This window comes from Brevibacterium sp. ZH18 (assembly GCF_022748595.1).
Lineage (GTDB): Bacteria > Actinomycetota > Actinomycetes > Actinomycetales > Brevibacteriaceae > Brevibacterium.
In genome coordinates this window covers 39,897-55,764 of the sequence record NZ_JALDSX010000010.1, presented here as the reverse complement: position 1 = coordinate 55,764, position 15,868 = coordinate 39,897, and the positions used below count along the sequence as shown (strand labels likewise).

The 15,868-nt window shown below is 64.5% G+C and carries 13 protein-coding genes and 1 riboswitch; of the genes, 4 read left to right on the top strand and 9 right to left on the bottom strand.

From position 1 onward, the window contains the following. Nucleotides 1-146: 146 nt before the first annotated feature. Nucleotides 147-2,093, top strand: coding sequence for an aconitate hydratase (locus tag MPN20_RS06025; protein WP_242780502.1), 1,947 nt, complete (start codon nucleotides 147-149; stop codon nucleotides 2,091-2,093). Between the two features lie 23 nt (nucleotides 2,094-2,116). Here the strand turns inward: MPN20_RS06025 and MPN20_RS06020 are convergent, their stop codons facing one another. The 5 genes from MPN20_RS06020 to MPN20_RS06000 all read right to left on the bottom strand — a co-directional run bounded on the left by MPN20_RS06020 (nucleotide 2,117) and on the right by MPN20_RS06000 (nucleotide 7,459). Beyond that, entirely contained in the window at nucleotides 2,117-2,932 is an 816-nt protein-coding gene (locus MPN20_RS06020; RefSeq protein WP_242780500.1) for a GntR family transcriptional regulator, read from the bottom strand. Beyond that, nucleotides 2,929-3,696, bottom strand: a complete 768-nt coding sequence (locus MPN20_RS06015) for a 3-oxoacyl-ACP reductase (protein ID WP_347566803.1) — start codon at nucleotides 3,694-3,696, stop codon at nucleotides 2,929-2,931. Before MPN20_RS06015 ends, MPN20_RS06020 begins: the two co-directional genes overlap by 4 nt. 208 nt (nucleotides 3,697-3,904) lie before the next feature. Next, nucleotides 3,905-5,257 (bottom strand): aldehyde dehydrogenase family protein, encoded by a 1,353-nt coding sequence (locus MPN20_RS06010; protein WP_242780496.1) that lies wholly within the window; start codon nucleotides 5,255-5,257, stop codon nucleotides 3,905-3,907. Next, complete coding sequence (locus MPN20_RS06005; RefSeq protein WP_242780494.1) at nucleotides 5,254-6,114, bottom strand: gamma-glutamyl-gamma-aminobutyrate hydrolase family protein; 861 nt, start codon at nucleotides 6,112-6,114, stop codon at nucleotides 5,254-5,256. The genes MPN20_RS06010 and MPN20_RS06005 overlap by 4 nt, the downstream gene beginning before the upstream one ends. Beyond that, a complete protein-coding gene (locus tag MPN20_RS06000) occupies nucleotides 6,095-7,459 on the bottom strand; it encodes a glutamine synthetase family protein (RefSeq protein ID WP_242780492.1) in 1,365 nt (454 codons plus the stop codon). The genes MPN20_RS06005 and MPN20_RS06000 overlap by 20 nt, the downstream gene beginning before the upstream one ends. 409 nt (nucleotides 7,460-7,868) lie before the next feature. Between MPN20_RS06000 and MPN20_RS05995 the strand changes: the two genes are divergently transcribed. Beyond that, complete coding sequence (locus MPN20_RS05995) at nucleotides 7,869-9,479, top strand: amino acid permease (protein WP_242780490.1); 1,611 nt, start codon at nucleotides 7,869-7,871, stop codon at nucleotides 9,477-9,479. A gap of 234 nt (nucleotides 9,480-9,713) precedes the next feature. On the opposite strand, the gene MPN20_RS05990 is transcribed toward MPN20_RS05995, so the two are convergent. The 4 genes from MPN20_RS05990 to MPN20_RS05975 form a co-directional block, all read right to left on the bottom strand. Beyond that, nucleotides 9,714-11,201, bottom strand: coding sequence for a catalase (locus MPN20_RS05990; RefSeq protein WP_242780488.1), 1,488 nt, complete (start codon nucleotides 11,199-11,201; stop codon nucleotides 9,714-9,716). A gap of 260 nt (nucleotides 11,202-11,461) precedes the next feature. Then, on the bottom strand, nucleotides 11,462-12,946 hold the full coding sequence (locus MPN20_RS05985; protein WP_242780486.1) for a hypothetical protein: 1,485 nt from the start codon (nucleotides 12,944-12,946) through the stop codon (nucleotides 11,462-11,464). A 245-nt stretch (nucleotides 12,947-13,191) separates the two neighbouring features. Further along, nucleotides 13,192-13,728 carry a HutD family protein gene (locus tag MPN20_RS05980; protein WP_242780484.1) on the bottom strand — a complete coding sequence of 179 codons (537 nt, stop codon included), beginning with the start codon at nucleotides 13,726-13,728 and terminating at the stop codon, nucleotides 13,192-13,194. 80 nt (nucleotides 13,729-13,808) lie between these two features. After that, the gene (locus tag MPN20_RS05975) at nucleotides 13,809-14,171 is read right to left on the bottom strand and encodes a VOC family protein (protein WP_242780482.1); all 363 of its coding nucleotides are present in this window, start codon (nucleotides 14,169-14,171) and stop codon (nucleotides 13,809-13,811) included. Between the two features lie 28 nt (nucleotides 14,172-14,199). Continuing rightward, nucleotides 14,200-14,306, top strand: a riboswitch (TPP riboswitch). Between MPN20_RS05975 and MPN20_RS05970 the strand changes: the two genes are divergently transcribed. Continuing rightward, the gene (locus tag MPN20_RS05970) at nucleotides 14,306-15,103 is read left to right on the top strand and encodes a TenA family protein (RefSeq protein WP_242780480.1); all 798 of its coding nucleotides are present in this window, start codon (nucleotides 14,306-14,308) and stop codon (nucleotides 15,101-15,103) included. It overlaps the preceding riboswitch by 1 nt. Continuing rightward, nucleotides 15,100-15,801 (top strand): uridine kinase, encoded by a 702-nt coding sequence (locus MPN20_RS05965; protein WP_242780478.1) that lies wholly within the window; start codon nucleotides 15,100-15,102, stop codon nucleotides 15,799-15,801. Before MPN20_RS05970 ends, MPN20_RS05965 begins: the two co-directional genes overlap by 4 nt. Nucleotides 15,802-15,868: the final 67 nt, after the last annotated feature.

Here is a 15,868-nt window from a genome sequence, read left to right as displayed (position 1 = left end):
ATCCAGTATGCGCCGGTTGTCCACCGCCGCGAGCACGCCGATGTCTCTGCCCGACCCTTGTGGGTCCTCGTTCCGAGGGCTAACGTGGATTGACCACGTGAGAGCGTGCACACCAGCAATTCGACCACTTCATAAGGAGGGTGACGATGGCTGAGAATGTCGCTCAGAAGCTCATCGGCTCACATCTGGAATCCGGGACGTTCGAGCCCGGCACCGAGATCGGGGTCCGCATCGATCAGACGCTGACTCAGGACGCAACGGGAACGCTGGTGATGCTCGAGCTCGAAGCGCTGGGCATCGACCGGATCCGCACGGAGACCTCTGTCCAGTACGTTGACCACAACCTTCTGCAGACCGATGAGAAGAACCCCGAGGACCACATGTTCCTGCGCTCTGCCGCGCAGCGATTCGGTTTGTGGTTCTCCCCCGCCGGCAACGGAGTCTCCCACCCCGTCCACCAGTCACGGTTCGGGAAACCGGGCATGACTCTCATCGGCTCAGACTCCCACACCTGCGCTGCCGGTGCCTTGGGAATGCTGGCCATCGGCGTCGGCGGTCTCGAGATCGCCATGTCCATGGTCGGCGAGCCCCTCTACATCAGCGCGCCCCAGATCATGGGCGTCGAACTCACCGGCACACTGCCGCCGTGGGTCTCGGCCAAGGACGTCATCCTCGAGATGCTGCGTCGCCACGGCGTCAAGGGCGGAGTCGGCAAGATCATCGAGTACTACGGTGAAGGTCTCAAGGGCCTGACCGCGATGGATCGCCATGTGATTGCGAACATGGGTGCCGAGCTCGGTGCCACAGCCACTGTCTTCCCTGCCGACGACGCGGTCCGGGACTTCCTCGAAGCCAGCGACCGAGGCGAGGACTTCACTCGGATCGAAGCCGACGAAGGCGCGCAGTACGACCTACACGACTCCATCGACCTCTCACAGCTCGAACCGCTCATCGCCGCACCGTCGTCACCGGGCAATGTCCGCCCGGTGCGTGAGGTCGTTGGTGAGGACGTCTTCCAGGTCGTCATCGGATCCTCTGCGAACCCGGGTCTGCGGGACTTCGCCGTCGTTGCGGAGACCCTCGAGGGTCGGCATATCCATGAGCAGATCTCACTCGACGTCAACCCGACATCGCGAGAGATCCTCGCCGACCTCATCACCGGCGGATGGCTGACCTCACTGGTCGGATCAGGCGCTCGCATCCACCAGTCGGGCTGCATGGGCTGCATCGGCATGGGTCAGGCTCCGGCTGTCGGCCGCAACAGCCTGCGCACGATGCCGCGGAACTTCCCCGGACGCTCGGGTACCGACGAGGACGCGGTGTGGCTGTGCTCGCCGGAGACCGCCGTGGCCGCGGCGCTGACGGGCAAGATCACGGACCCGCGCGATCTGGGCATCGACTATCCGCAGGTCACGCTGCCGGAGAAGTTCTCCGCCAACCGGTCGATGCTGGTTCCGCCGCTGCCGCCCGAGGAGGCGCGCAACGTGGAGCTAGTCAAAGGTTCGAACATCTCGACCCTGCCCGATTTCGATCCTCTGCCAGGCGATATCGACCTCGAAATCATGCTCAAGGTGGGCGACAACGTGTCCACCGACGAGATCATGCCCGCCGGCTCCCGGGTGCTGCCCTACCGGAGCAACATTCCCAAGATCTCCGAGTTCGTCTACATCCAGGTCGACGACACCTACGCCACTCGCGCCGTCGAGCACGAAGGCGGACACGCGATCGTCGGCGGTGAGAACTACGGCCAGGGCTCATCCCGTGAGCACGCCGTGATCGCACCCCGCTACCTGGGGCTGCGGGTCGTCGTCGCGAAATCGCTGGCCCGCATCCATTGGCAGAATCTCGCGAACTTCGGTGTCCTCGCGCTCGAATTCATCGACGAGAAGGACTACGAGGCACTGTCCCAGGGCGATGTCCTCGAGTTCAGAGGACTGCGCGACGAGTTGGCTGACGGCAAGACCGTGAGCGCCGAGGTGGGCGGACGGACGTTCGAATTCCGCCATACGCTCTCGCCCCGGCAGATCGAGATGGTCCTCGCCGGAGGACGCATCGCCCAACGCGCCCAGCAGGAGGCAGCCGAGACGATCTGAGTTCGGCTCGAGACCACTCGTGATTACGGCTCTGCGAGGAATCCGCGCAGCAGCGAGGCGGTGCCGTCGAGATGCTCGGCCATCGCCGCGCGCGCCGCGTCAGGGTCTCCGGCGAGGATCGCGGTGTGGATCCGCTGATGCTGCTCGTGGGAGTGGACGAGGTTGGGTTCGATCATCGGGATCCGCTCAAGCAGTTTGTTCGCCCGGGTCCGACTCTCGACCATCGAGCGCACCAGACTGGGCGATCCTGTGACCTGCGCCCAGGTCAGATGCAGTTGGGAATCCAGGCGCCGATACCCGGCCATGTCCGACTGTCGGCTCGCCTCCATCGCCGCCACCAGCTGACCGCGTTGGGGAGCGGTGAGATCCTGCCCGGCTGCCACCTCGGCGACGCCCATCTCGATGATGCGCCGCCAGGTCAGAGTGTCCTCGACCTCGACGGCGGAGAACCCGGCGTCGGAACCGGACGCGCCACCCGAGGCACGACCCGAGGCGGTCGATGAGCCCACGTGCCCGCCCGCGGCTGCACCGTGGAGGGCACCGGTCGCCGGAGCTCGCGAGACAAACGTTCCTCCGCCCCGACCTCGGCGGACGTTGACCCATCCGGCGCTCTGCAGTTCGGAGATCGCTTCGCGCAGGGTCGCCCGGGAGATGCCGAGCTGTTCGGCGAGCTCACGTTCGGGCGGGAAGCGCTGCCCGGGCGGGATGATGCCAAGGCGCACGATCTGGAGCAGGCATTCGATCGTCTCCTCGAAGATGTTGCCCGAACGCGCCGGAGCGATCGCCCGCAGCGCAGTCACCTGGCCGCTGGGGGCGAACGCTTCGGTTCCCTCACTCACAGCGGGGTCGTGTAGGCGTTGGTCAGGCCACCGTCGACGGTGAACGACTGGGCGGTGACGAACGATGCGTCGTCGCTGGCGAGGAAAGCCACGGCTGCAGCCATCTCAGAAGCGTCGGCGAAGCGGCCCATCGGCACGTGCACCAGACGCCTGGCCGCCATCTCCGGATCCTTGGCGAACAGTTCGCGCAGCAGTTCGGTGTTCACTGGCCCCGGGCACAGCGCGTTGACGCGAATGCCCTCCTTCGCGAACTCCACGCCGAGCTCACGCGTCATCGCGAGCACTCCGCCCTTCGACGCCGTGTACGAGATCTGCGAGGTCGCCGATCCCATGAGCGCCACGAACGAGGCCGTGTTGATGATCGAGCCGCGGCCCTGCTTGCGCATGTGCGTCAGCGCCGCCTTCGAGCACAGGTACACCGACGTCAGGTTGATGTCCTGGACCTTGCGCCACACGTCGAGGCTGGTCTCCGTGATCGAGGCGTCCGCCGGTGGGGAGACTCCCGCGTTGTTGAACGCGACGTCGACGCTGCCGTAGGTGTCGAAGGCGGTCTGGAACAGGGAGTCGACCTGGGCCGGATCGGTGACGTCGGTGGACACGAAGAGGCCCCCGACCGCCTCGGCGGCGATCGCACCGGAATCCGCGTTCGTGTCGGCGATGACGACATTGGCCCCTTCCGAGGCGAGCCGTTTGGCCGTCGCGAGGCCGATGCCGCTAGCACCGCCTGTGACCACGGCGGTCCGGCCGGGCAGGCGGCGGCACACGATCTGGGCCGAGTCGTACGTGTCTGACATCTGTGGTGAGTTCATGTCATATCTCCTTCGTCATAAGAGCTGTGGGGCAATTGGTATCGGCTGGAGTGGTCGATTTGTGTCGAATTCCCGGCGAAATTCACCACAAATCGACCACTGATCCGCGTCGCGGAGCGATTTCCCCGCTGAGTGTGTCGGGCACCGCTCCACCGGGTGCAGCTCAGTCGGTGGCGATGAAGAGGTTCTTCGTCTCCGTGAACGAGTCCATCGCATGCGGGCCGAGCTCGCGGCCGATGCCGGAGCGTTTGAACCCGCCGAACGGAGTCGAATACCGGACTGCAGAGTGCGAGTTCAGGGACAGGGCGCCGGAGTCGACGCCGCGGGCGACCCTCAAGCCCCGGCCGACATCGCGGGTCCAGATCGAACCGGAGAGCCCATAGGGCGAGTCGTTGGCCATCGTGATCGCCTCGGCCTCGTCACGGAAGCGCTGCACGGTGACCACGGGTCCGAACACCTCGTCGGTGACAATGCGGTCGGAGGGCGACTTCGGCAGAACGACCGTCGGCGCCATCCAGTATCCGGCACCGCTGGGGGCGCTGCCGGTGAACGCGACGTCGACGCCGTCGAGGAATCCGGCCACGCTCTCCAGGTGTCCGGCGGAGATGAGCGGTCCCATCTCCGCGGTCTCGAGGCTGGGGTCCGTGACGACCACCCCGGCGACCGCGGGTTCGAGGAGTTCCATGAATCGGTCGAAGACCGAGTCGTGGACGAGGATGCGCGAACGTGCGCAGCAGTCCTGACCTGCGTTGTCGAAGACTCCGTAGGGTGCAGTCGCCGCTGCCAGTTCGAGATCGGCGTCATCGAAGACGATGTTCGCCGACTTCCCGCCCAGCTCGAGGGTCGTGCGCTTCATCGACTTCGCGGCATCGGCCAAGATCGTCTCGCCCACCGCGGTCGAGCCGGTGAACACGATCTTCGCGACCCGCGGGTCGTCGGTGAACGTCTGCCCGACGACCGATCCCTTGCCCGGGACGACTTGGAACACGTCCTGCGGGATACCCGCTTCCAAGGCCAGCTCGCCGAGGCGGATCGCCGTCAGCGGCGTCAGCTCAGCGGGTTTGAGGACCACGGTGTTGCCTGCGGCGAGCGCGGGCACGAACCCCCACCCGGCGATGGGCATCGGGAAGTTCCACGGCACGATGATGCCGACGACTCCGAGGGGTTCGTGGAAGGTGATGTCGACGCCGCCGGCGACGGGAATCTGATCGCCGAGGTGGCGCTCGACGCCGCCCGCGTAGTAGTTGAGGACGTCGCGGACGTTGCCGGCTTCGCCACGGGCGTTGGAGATCGTGTGCCCGGCTTCGGCGACTTCGAGCTGCGCGAGGTACTCGATGTCGCCCTCGACCGCGCGGGCGAAGGAGCGCAGAAGCTCGGCACGCTGGCCCGGAGCCATGGCGCGCCAGGCGGGGAAGGCGTCGGCGGCGCGGCCGATCGCATCACGCGTCGAGTCGACGCTGTGCGCGTCGACGGTGGCGACGCGTTCCTCGGTCGCGGGGTTGAGTACGTCGGTCATCGGCCGGCCTCCATAGTCGTCTCGGGTGTGTGCTGTGTGGTCGTTGTCGCAGACGTTGTGGTCGCATGCCGCGATTCGGCACGTCTGGTCGCGGCCTCGACGATGCCGGCGAACAGGCGCAGATCGTCGAGGGTCTCCTCCGGGTGCCACTGCACCGCGAACATCGACCCGTCCGGCGCTTCCAGCGCTTCGATGCAGCCGTCCTCGGCCGATCGGGCACTGACGACCAGGCCCCCGCCGAGGCGGTCGATCGCCTGGTGGTGATGGCATCTGACCGTGGTTCCGGATCCGATCAGCGCGGACACGGCGGTGTCCGGTGCGGTGGTCACAGCCACCTCGGCGAATTCGTCCTTCTTCTCCGCCTCATGCGCGCCGAAGCCGCCGACCTCGGGCAGGTGCTGATGCAGTGTTCCGCCATGGACGGTGTTGACGATCTGGGCGCCGCGGCAGATGGCGAAGACCGGGACACCGGTGATGCGCGCATGCCGGTAGAGGCTGGTCTCGAAGGCATCGCGGCGTGTGTTCGGGGTCTGGGTCTTCGGCCCGAGTTCGGCACCGTAGAGCGCAGGGTCGACGTCATCTCCCCCGGTCAGGACGATGCCGTCGAGTTCGGCCACCTCGGCCGCGGTCCACGGATCTTCGGGCGGCAGAAGGACGACGCGACCGCCGGCCCGCGTCACCGCGGTGACGTAGACGCTGGGCAGGAACGCGGAGTCGCGGTCCCACACACCGAACTGTCCGCGGCCGTAATACGTGGGCAGGCCGATGAGAGGCCGGCGGCCTGATGCTTCAGCGACAGGCCGCGTGCTCGTTTCGAGGTCTTCGTGCGAGGGTGCCTCAGAGTCGTTCGAAGCCACGCCGGACCTCCCAATCGGTGACTGCAGCGTCGAAGGCGGCCATCTCGACTTCTCCGGCGTGGACGTAGTGGTCGACGACTTCGTCGCCGAAGGCCTGGCGCGCAACCTCGGAGGAGGAGAACGCGGCCACTGCGTCGTGGAGGCGGCGCGGGATATTCGGCACGTCTTGGGTGTAGGCGTTGCCGGCCAAGGGCTCGGGCAGTTCGAGTTCGTTCTCGATGCCGTGGATTCCCGCCGCGATGAGGGCGGCGGCCGCGATGTAGGGATTCGCGTCGGCGCCGGGAACGCGCTGTTCGAAGCGCAGCCCAGGTCCGTGCCCGACGATACGCACGGCGCAGGTCCGATTGTCCCAACCCCAACCGACTGCGGTGGGAGCGAAGGAGCCGTCGGCGAAGCGCTTGTACGAGTTCACATTCGGTGCGTAGAGGTAGGTGAAGTCGTGCTGGGTGGCCACGACTCCGGCGACGAAGTGCTTCATCGTCTCTGACATCTCACTTCCGTGGCCGGTCGAGAACACGGGTGCACCCTGGGCATCGTTGAGGCTCATGTGGATGTGGCAGGAGCTGCCTTCGCGGTCGTTGGGCTTGGCCATGAAGGTCACCGACTTGCCCTCTTGGTCCGCGATCTCCTTCGCACCGAGTTTGTACACGACGTGGTTGTCGCAGGTGGCGAGCATGTCGGTGTAGCGGAAGCCGACTTCGAGCTGACCAAGATTGCATTCTCCCTTCGCGCTCTCCGTGTAGAGACCGGCGGCGTCCATCTCATTGCGCAGGCGACGCAGGTAGCCTTCGACCTGGCCGGTGCCGAAGAGGGAGTAGTCGATGTTGTAGGTGCTCGCTGCCTCGAGGTTGCGGTAGTCGTTTGCCATCGCCTCGCGGTAGCCAGTGTTGTAGAGGGCGAACTCGAGCTCGGTCGCGCCGATCGGCGAGTATCCGAGCTTCTCGAGTCGTTCCAGCTGAGCCTTGAGCACCTGCCGGGGCGAGACGCTCAGCGGTGACCCGTCGAGGAAGGCGAGGTCGCACTGGACCATGACCGTCGAGGGATGCCAGGGGATGCGACGCAGCGTCGAATAGTCGGGCACGAACATGAAGTCGCCGTATCCGCGTTCCCACGAGGTGAGTTCGTAGCCGTCGACGGTGTTCATCTCGACGTCAGCGGCCATGAGGTAATTGCAGCCTTCGGTGCCGTGGTCCATCACCTCGTCGAGGAAGAATCTGCCGGTGATCCTCTTGCCCTGGAGTCGGCCCTGCATGTCGGTGGCGGCGACGAGCACCGTGTCGACATCGCCGGCAGAGATCTCTGCCTTCAGCTGGTCCAGTGTCAGATCTGATGGAGTGACGCTCATGGTTCCTCTTCTCGGTAGTGTCGCACCGGTGATTCGTTCGCATCGTTGCGGGTTCAGGAGCTCTCCCCACATAAGGTATGTCAGCGAACCATTTATGCGCAATACCTCACCCGAAATTCATCGCAACCCGGCCTTATGGTTCAAGAAAATACCTATTGACAAACCAATTGCCCGGTGACAGGCTCAGCTTCAGAACAGAGTTGTGAACTGCATCACGCACGATAGGTTCGTGCCTGCCGCAGATGATCCGCTCCGGGATGTGTTCTGTTCCGGACGCATATCGTCCCTCGCCCCCACTCGGCCGTGACGGCCGGGCCGATGCCCATCAGTCAGAGCCGACTGATCCAGTCGGTCGGACAGGTTCGCGGGAACTGCGGAAGTATTCGCTTCGAGAAGAACGGTGTTCTCCATGAGCAATGAATCCTCTCCACCCAATGACCCAGCATCCGGGCCGACGCCGCATGATGGCGCAGGCCCTCACGAAGCTGAGGCCCCGGCGCTGAGCGCTGACGAGGCCAGTCTTGCCGAGCTCGGCTACAAACAGGAGCTCAAGCGCGGAATGTCGGGCTTCGGCAATTTCGCGGTCTCCTTCTCCATCATTTCGATCCTCGCAGGCTGCATCACCTCCTACAGCATTGCGCTGGGATCGGGCGGACCGGCAGCGATCACGATCGGGTGGCCGCTGGTCGGTATTTTCGTCCTCTGCGTGGCTCTGGCCATGGCCGAAGTCTGTTCGAAGTACCCCACAGCGGGTGGGCTGTACTTCTGGGCCGGCCGTCTGGCCAAACGCAACAAACGGCATTGGGCCTGGTATGTCGGATGGTTCAACTTCCTCGGCGAGGTGGCTGTCACCGCTGCCATCGACTACGGCGCCGCCACGACCATGATGGCCTTCGCGGCACTGACCTTCGGCGTCGTGCCCACCGCGCTCAACACCTTCATCCTGTTCCTCGTCATCATCACCCTGCACGGTCTCCTCAACACCTTCGGCGTCAACCTGGTCAACCTGCTCTCCGGAGTCTCCGCCTGGTGGCACATCGTTGGTGTGCTCGTCATCGTCGCCGCACTGTGGATCATGCCCACAAAGCACCAGTCGTTCAGCTGGACCATGACGGCCTGGCACAACGAGACCGGGTTTACGTTCATGCCGTTCGTCTTCCTCATGGGCCTGCTCATGGCCCAGTACACGTACACCGGCTACGATGCCTCGGCACACGTGGCCGAGGAGACGAAGAACGCTTCGACCGCAGCCCCCAAGGGCATCGTCATGAGCGTCCTGATCTCGATCATCGGCGGATGGATCCTGCTGTACTCGATCACGGCCGCGATCCAGGACGGTTCCGAGGCAGGGCTCACCGCTCTCAACGCCACCGCAACCGGCCTGCCTCCCGCTCAGGTGTTCCTCGACGCTCTGAACAACCCGACGATGGCGAAGTTCCTGCTCTTCATCGTCTGCGGCGCCCAATTCTTCTGCGGTATGGCCTCGGTGACGGCGAACTCGCGGATGAGCTACGCATTCTCACGCGACGATGCGATCCCCGGATCCAAATACTGGAAGAAGGTCAACCCGCGCACCGGCACACCCACCAACTCCATCTGGCTGTGCATCGTGCTGTCCTCGATTCTGACCGTGCCAGCGCTGTTCAATGAGACCGCCTACCTGGCCGTGACGAGTGTGGCGGTGATCGGGCTCTACATCGCCTACGTTGCGCCCGTGCTGCTGCGCCGACTCAAGGGGGACAAGTTCAAGCCGGGCCCGTGGCATCTGGGCCGGTGGAGCGGAGTCATCGGGTGGGTCGCCGTCGTCTGGGTGATCTTCATCTGCATCCTGTTCGTGCTGCCACCGACTCTGCCGATCACGATCTCGACCTTCAACTACTCCCCCATCGCAGTGCTCGCAGTGCTCGTCCTCAGCATCGTGCTCTGGTACGCCCGAGGCAAGAAGCACTTCATGCAGCACCTCGACAAGGAGCAGTTGGCCATCGACGAGAAGAAGCTTCTCGACGAGATCGACGACTGAGGGAATCGGGCTCTTCCACTCACGGGGCCGGTCACTACAGCTAGTCGACGGTGCGAGGCCCAGGGCCAGCGACGCCGCGGTGCCCCGAACCGACGCACAGCAACCCTCCGGGTGCTGAGCAACCTTCAGTGGGGTTGCTCAGCGCCCGGAGGGTTGCTGAGTGGTCAGGCGGAAGCGGGCGGGTGCATCTAAGTGGTGCGGATGCCCCGCGCGCAGATCCCTAAGCCATCTGGATCACGCGGTCTCGGACCTGTACTTGTCCTCGATTGCACGGCCGACCTCTTCATCGATGTTGCGCCAGTACGTGAAGACGTTGGTCAGCACCGGCTCTTCGACGCCGTCCTTGAGGGCACCGACGACGGTCTCGATGAGGCCCTGGCGTTCCTCTTCGGAGTAGACCTCGCGGATCAGGGTGTGTGCCTGGCCGAAGTCATCGTCCTCTGCGTGCAGAGTGGCGGCGCTGCGGACCAGCTCACCGTCTGATTCCCAACGAGCTTCGACCTGGGTCTCCTCCGCCTGGTACGGGCGACCATAGGAGTTCGGGGCGTAGTTGGGGGCATCACCGGCATGGTGGTACTCCATCTGCCCTTCCTTGTCGTAGGAGTTCGTCGGCGTCACAGGAGCATTGACCGGCAGCTGGTTGAAGTTCGTGCCGATGCGGTTGCGCTGTGCATCCGGGTAGGAGAACACGCGGCCCATGAGCATCTTGTCGGGCGAGATTCCGGTGCCCGGCACGGTATTCGACGGGCTGAAGGCGGCCTGCTCGATCTGCGCGAAATGGTTCGACGGGTTCTTGTTGAGCGTGAACTTGCCGATCTCCATGAGCGGGTAGTCCTTCTTCGACCAGGTCTTCGTCAGGTCGAAGGGATTGAACCGGTAGGTCTTGGCCTCTTCGTAGGGCATGATCTGGACGCTGACGGTCCATGACGGGTAGTCACCGCGCTCGATCGCGTCGAACAGGTCGCGACGGTGGATGTCCGCGTCCTCACCGGCGAGCCTGCCGGCTTCCTCATTGCTCATGTTCTCCACACCCTGGTCGGTGTGGAAGTGATACTGGACCCAGAAACGCTCGCCCTCAGCATTGGCCCACATGTAGGTGTGCGAGGAGTAGCCGTTCATGTTCCGCCAGGTCTTGGGCAGACCACGCGGTCCCATCAGGTAGGTGACCTGGTGCGCCGACTCAGGCGAGAGCGACCAGAAGTCCCACTGCATGTTGTTGCTGCGCAGGCCGGAGTCCGGGGTGCGCTTCTGCGAGTGAATGAAGTCGGGGAACTTCATGGGATCACGGACGAAGAACACGGGCGTGTTGTTGCCCACCATGTCGAAGTTTCCGTCTTCGGTGTAGAACTTCAATGCGAATCCGCGCACATCGCGCCAGGAGTCGGGTGAGCCGAGCTCACCGGCGACGGTGGAGAAGCGGGCGAGCATCGGAGTCTTCTTGCCCGGCTGCAGGAACTTCGCCCGGGTGTACTTGGAGACGTCTGCAGTGATCTCGAGTTCGCCGAATGCGCCGGAGCCCTTGGCGTGCGGGCTGCGCTCGGGAACGCGTTCGCGGTCGAACCGTGCCAGCTTCTCGACCAGCGCGACGTCGTGGAGGAGGAGCGGTCCATCAGGTCCGACACTCAATGAATGCGCATCGGATTCGCGCTGCGCGCCGGATTCGGTCGTCGATGGCTTGGTGCCGTCGTGACCCGGGTTCTCATGATCAGCGTGTTTGGTCATTTGCATCTCCTTCAACCGATTGATTGTCAGGAACTGTAGGCGCACACCACGCCGACTCATCGCACGATGACCATCACTCACCGTTGCGTGATGAGGCGGAGGGGCAAGCGCCACTCTCCTGATATCGAGCTCCTGGCATTCAGCTGAACGCGGTCAGAGCCGCTTTCAACCCAGCCAGAGACCCTGTTGGCTACAACCAAGGCGATCCTCCCAAAATTCCTGGAAGATCGTCCTGGTCGACCCACTTTCTACCATACCAGTCAGCCTTGGGCAGTCGCAGCGCTCCCGCTTCCGCTGGAGGCGGAGCCCGACCCGGCGCTCGATCCGCTGCCGCCGGAGCTCGATCCGCTGCCGCCCGAGTTCGTTCCTCCACCTGAACCGCTGCTTCCCGAACCGGATCCGCCGGCAGAGCTTGAGCTCGAACCGGACCCGCCCGAGGAGGCAGAGCTGCTGTCCGCTCCCCCGGTCGTCGACGAATCACTGCTGCCAGAGGCGCTTGATCCGCTGCTGGTGCTGCTCGAGTCGCTGTTCGAACCGGTTGTGGTGCCATCCGAGGCGTCGGTGCCCTGCGCGGTGCCCGACTGACCGGTGCTCGCCGACGAGTCCGTGCTGCTTTCGCTCGCCGAGGCGGATTCCCCTTGGCTCGACGTCGAGTTCTCGGTACCGCTGCCTTGGTTCGCGCTCTCGCCCGAGTGGGAGCCGGAGGAGCTCGAGCTTGATTCGCTGCTGCCGTCCTGGCCGGTGCCGGATTCGTCGCCGGTTCCCGAATTGCCCGTCACTGACCGGGAGAGCTGAGAGGTTCCGGGTGAGATGTCAGAACTGGTGACCGATTCGGCCATGACCACGGCACCCAGGCCGATCCCGAACGTGGCGACACCGATGGCCACCGGGTACATCACGCGCTTGCGGCGCAGCTTCTGCCACCAAGTCTTCGGCTCTTCGTGGTTGGTTGCGGAAGCGACGTCGTCGGCGTCAGTGTCGACGCCGCTTCCCGCCACTGCACCAGAGCCCCGACCATCGCCGAGGTTGTCGTCGGCTGGGAGGCCGAAGGTTCCGATGGCACGGTCGGCGGCCGATGCCCCGGTGCCTGCTGCCGACCCCGTCCCCGTCGCATCGCGGGCGCCGATCGCGATCGTCTTGGCCGACTTGGCCTTGACCGCTGGGGCGAGCTGCTTGATCTTCTCTTTGCCCTTGTCGAGGCTGCGACTGTAGAGGGTCACCGCGAGACCGGTGATGATGCTGGCGACTCCCGCCCCGACGACCGTTCCGGCCACGCCGAGCTGGCCGCCGATGATCGACGAAGTGGCCGCGGCACCGGCGCCGGCGATGAGCTGAGTGGCCGAGATCTTGCCCTCGGACTTCTTCTCCTGCTTCTCACCCTGGTCATCGAGGGCCTCGGCGACGGGACCTGCGATGGTCGAAGCAGTCTCATTCGGACCGTCGGCCGAGGACTGCGCGGGGGTGCTCTGCTGCTGCGTCTGCTGCGTCGAGTAGTTCGCCGCTGTCTGCGCCTCGTCGCGCCTGATCGGGTTGGGCGGCATGACGGGGGTGGTCACATGCGGTGTCGTCGAGGGTGTGGAATTCGAGCGATCGGTCCGAGCGTGGGTTGCGGCAAGCTCTTCGGTGATCAGAGGCAGAGTCTGCGACGGATATGTCGCAGCCCGGTGCTCACCGTTGCTCACTGCTGGGCGGTCTTGCCTATCCTGCGTGGTCGACTTGTCTGATTCGCTCTGATTCGATGCCAATTCTCCTCCAAAGATGATGCCTCCAATCAGTATCGTCGACTCATGTTCGGAGACCCTGACCTCTCTGCCCGCAGCCTGAGACAGCGCTGAGAGCGGTGCCACTCAACACCGCCTGTGACCAGCAACGATGCATTCTTCTGTGACGGAGGCGACACCCGACTCGCACGATACTGTCAGGCTCGGAAAGTCCCGTGATCGGAGTCGAGGAGAGACCGGAGATCAGGCACGATCTGACGACGTAGACGTCACTGCAGAAACACGGCGCCGAGGTGGTTCGGAAGATCGTCCGCACCCTCGATTTCGATCAATTGGAACCGGGGATGGTCGGCATCCGATTCCACGGTGAGTGCGAACTGCCGGCGGGCTCCCCGAGCTTGCCCGTGCCCTGGTTGAGCGAGTTCGGCTGCTCGGGTCGACATCTCGAGTGCGTCGCCCTCGCCGTCTTCGACCATGTGGTTAATCGCGAAGCACGGGGATTCCAACTCGATGAGGGAAACGTCCTGCTCCCCACGGAACTGTACGGGTGCGCCCGGGCGCACCCGGTGCACGTGTCCATCGATCTCGAGGACCACCTCGGCGCCGGTGGGAAGGAATGTGCGTGCCAGGCCGGGCAGGGGTGAGAACGGAGCGGTCCGCTCCAAGCGGGCGATGCTCAGTCGCCACCGTCGCAGGTTGGGAGTCAGCACTGCGGAGGCTTCGAGCGAGACGAGTTCGGTCGTCTGGCCCGCGCCGTTGGCCCACGGCACAGGAGTCAGTTCGTCGAAGGAGGTGATCACGCGCATGGGATCACTGTAGCCGCGCTGCCTTCACAGGCCGCGCCTCGCGATCGGAGAGGGTGGTCCTCAGTTCCGACGAGGCTGCTTCAGTTCGCGCAGAGGCAGAACGGGTGGCCGGCGGGGTCGAGGAAGACGCGGAAGGTCTCCCCCGGCTGTTCGGCCGCTTTGCCTGCTCCGAGTTCGATCACGGCCGCCTCGGCGATGTCGAGGTCGTCGACCATGACGTCGATGTGCATCTGCTGCGGGTGAGCCTGACTGGGCCAGCTGGGTGCGTGGTAGTCCTCGACCTGCTGGAAGCAGATCGGCGGCCACGAATCGGAGGTGATCTCTGCCCAGGTGCCGTCGTCGTCGACCCTGACCTGCCAGTCGAGGAGATCGGCGTAGAACTGCGCGAGCTCACCGGCATCTGGCGCATCGAGAACGATGACGGGTTGCTTTGCGATAGCCATGGCCTGAGTCTACGCCGATGTTAGGGTCGAAACACGACAGGGGAGCGCCGGGACATCAGGCGCTGAGAGTGCAATCGCAGACCTTTTGAACCTGATCCGGTGAACACCGGCGGAGGAAGTTGGGAGACACAACCATGGCAAGGCTCCATCCACGTGATCTGCATCCACGTGATCTGTGCGAATCGCAGGATCCGCCTCAATCGACGACAGAGCACATCAGCACCACCATCCGGTTGGCACCAGGAGGTGCGGTCGCTGGTCTGCGGGCCGCTGCCGATCGCTCGTGGAATGCGGCGGTGGATCACCGCTTCGTCGACGAACTGTTCGCCGGAACGGTTCCCGAACCGGTGATGGCGAAGTATCTGGTCCAGGACTATCAGTTCTTCGAATCGTTCCTCTCGATGCTCGGCGCTTGCGTCGCCCATGCGGACAGCGTGGCCTCGAAGCTGCGATTCGCCAAGCAGCTCGGGTTCCTCGAGGCGGATGAGGACTCCTATTTCGTCCGTTCCTTCGCCGAGGTGGGGGTTCCTGAGTCCGACTACGCCGATCCGGAGCTGACCGTTCCGACCGCCGGGTTCAGAGAGGTCATGGACGAAGCCGTCGCCTCAGCCTCGTATCCAGAGCTGCTCGTTGTGCTCGTCATCGCCGAATGGCTCTACCTCGATTGGGGCGAGCGCTCGGACCCGATGCCTGATCGTCGCGTCCACCGCGGCTGGATCGAGCTGCATCGCGGCGATGATTTCCGCGCGTGGGTGCAGTTCCTCGTCGACGAACTCGAGCGCGTGTTTCCGACTGAGGAGGGCCCAGCTCTCGAGGACGGCCCAGCCGTCGAGGATGGCCCAGGTTCCGTCACGGCATCCGAGCGCCTGACTCGAATCTGGCACCGAGCCGTCGGCCTGGAGCTGGCCTTCTTCGACGAGGCGTATAAGTGAGAGCACGCCACGACGTTCTTCGGCAGCTCCTGGCCGGGATCTGTGAAGTTCGCCCGAGACAGCGAGTTCTCATCGCGATCGACGGGCTCGACGGGGCCGGCAAGACCACGCTCGCCGAGGAGCTTGTGGCATTGGGCATCGAGGCATCGGTCCCCTGCACCCTCGGCAACGCGACGCCTGCGACGGGCCATCGATCCCTGGCCCGCGTGAGCATCGACGGATTCCATCACCCTCGTGCACGCAGGTACGCCAACGGCCGGGGTCCGCAGTCCTTTTACCGCGATTCCTATGACTACGAGGCCTTTGCACGTTCCGTCGTGACCCCGTTCAAAGACGGGCTGCCGATCGTCCCGGCCGTCTGCGATGTCGATGCCGATGCCCCGCTCCCGCACACAGAACTCGACTTGCCACAGGACTGCATCCTTCTCATCGATGGGGTCTTCCTCCACCGACCCGAACTGCGCGACTTGTGGGACGCCAGCGTCTGGGTGGACGTTCCGTTCGAGGTATCTGTGCCACGTGGCAACCAGCGATACCCCGAGGCATACGATCGAGATCCCGAGGCCGAATCCAATCGTCGCTATGTCGAAGGTCAGCGCCTCTACTTCGCGCAGTGTTCTCCCTGGGATCTGGCAACCTGGCGGCTGGACAACACCGATCTGGACGAACCGGTACTGAGAAGCATCAACCCGCCCTGACTACTTGACTGCACCTGAGCACCGGCACCCGAGAGTCGACACTGCGTTCGGGACCACTGCTCTCCTT

Coding starts and splice junctions, on each gene's coding strand:
- MPN20_RS06025 (WP_242780502.1), top strand. CDS start 147: ATGGCTGAGAATGTCGCTCAGAAGCTCATCGGCTCACATCTGGAATCC.
- MPN20_RS06010 (WP_242780496.1), bottom strand. CDS start 5,257: ATGACCGACGTACTCAACCCCGCGACCGAGGAACGCGTCGCCACCGTC.
- MPN20_RS06000 (WP_242780492.1), bottom strand. CDS start 7,459: ATGAGCGTCACTCCATCAGATCTGACACTGGACCAGCTGAAGGCAGAG.
- MPN20_RS05995 (WP_242780490.1), top strand. CDS start 7,869: ATGAGCAATGAATCCTCTCCACCCAATGACCCAGCATCCGGGCCGACG.
- MPN20_RS05990 (WP_242780488.1), bottom strand. CDS start 11,201: ATGACCAAACACGCTGATCATGAGAACCCGGGTCACGACGGCACCAAG.
- MPN20_RS05980 (WP_242780484.1), bottom strand. CDS start 13,728: ATGCGCGTGATCACCTCCTTCGACGAACTGACTCCTGTGCCGTGGGCC.
- MPN20_RS05975 (WP_242780482.1), bottom strand. CDS start 14,171: ATGGCTATCGCAAAGCAACCCGTCATCGTTCTCGATGCGCCAGATGCC.
- MPN20_RS05970 (WP_242780480.1), top strand. CDS start 14,306: ATGGCAAGGCTCCATCCACGTGATCTGCATCCACGTGATCTGTGCGAA.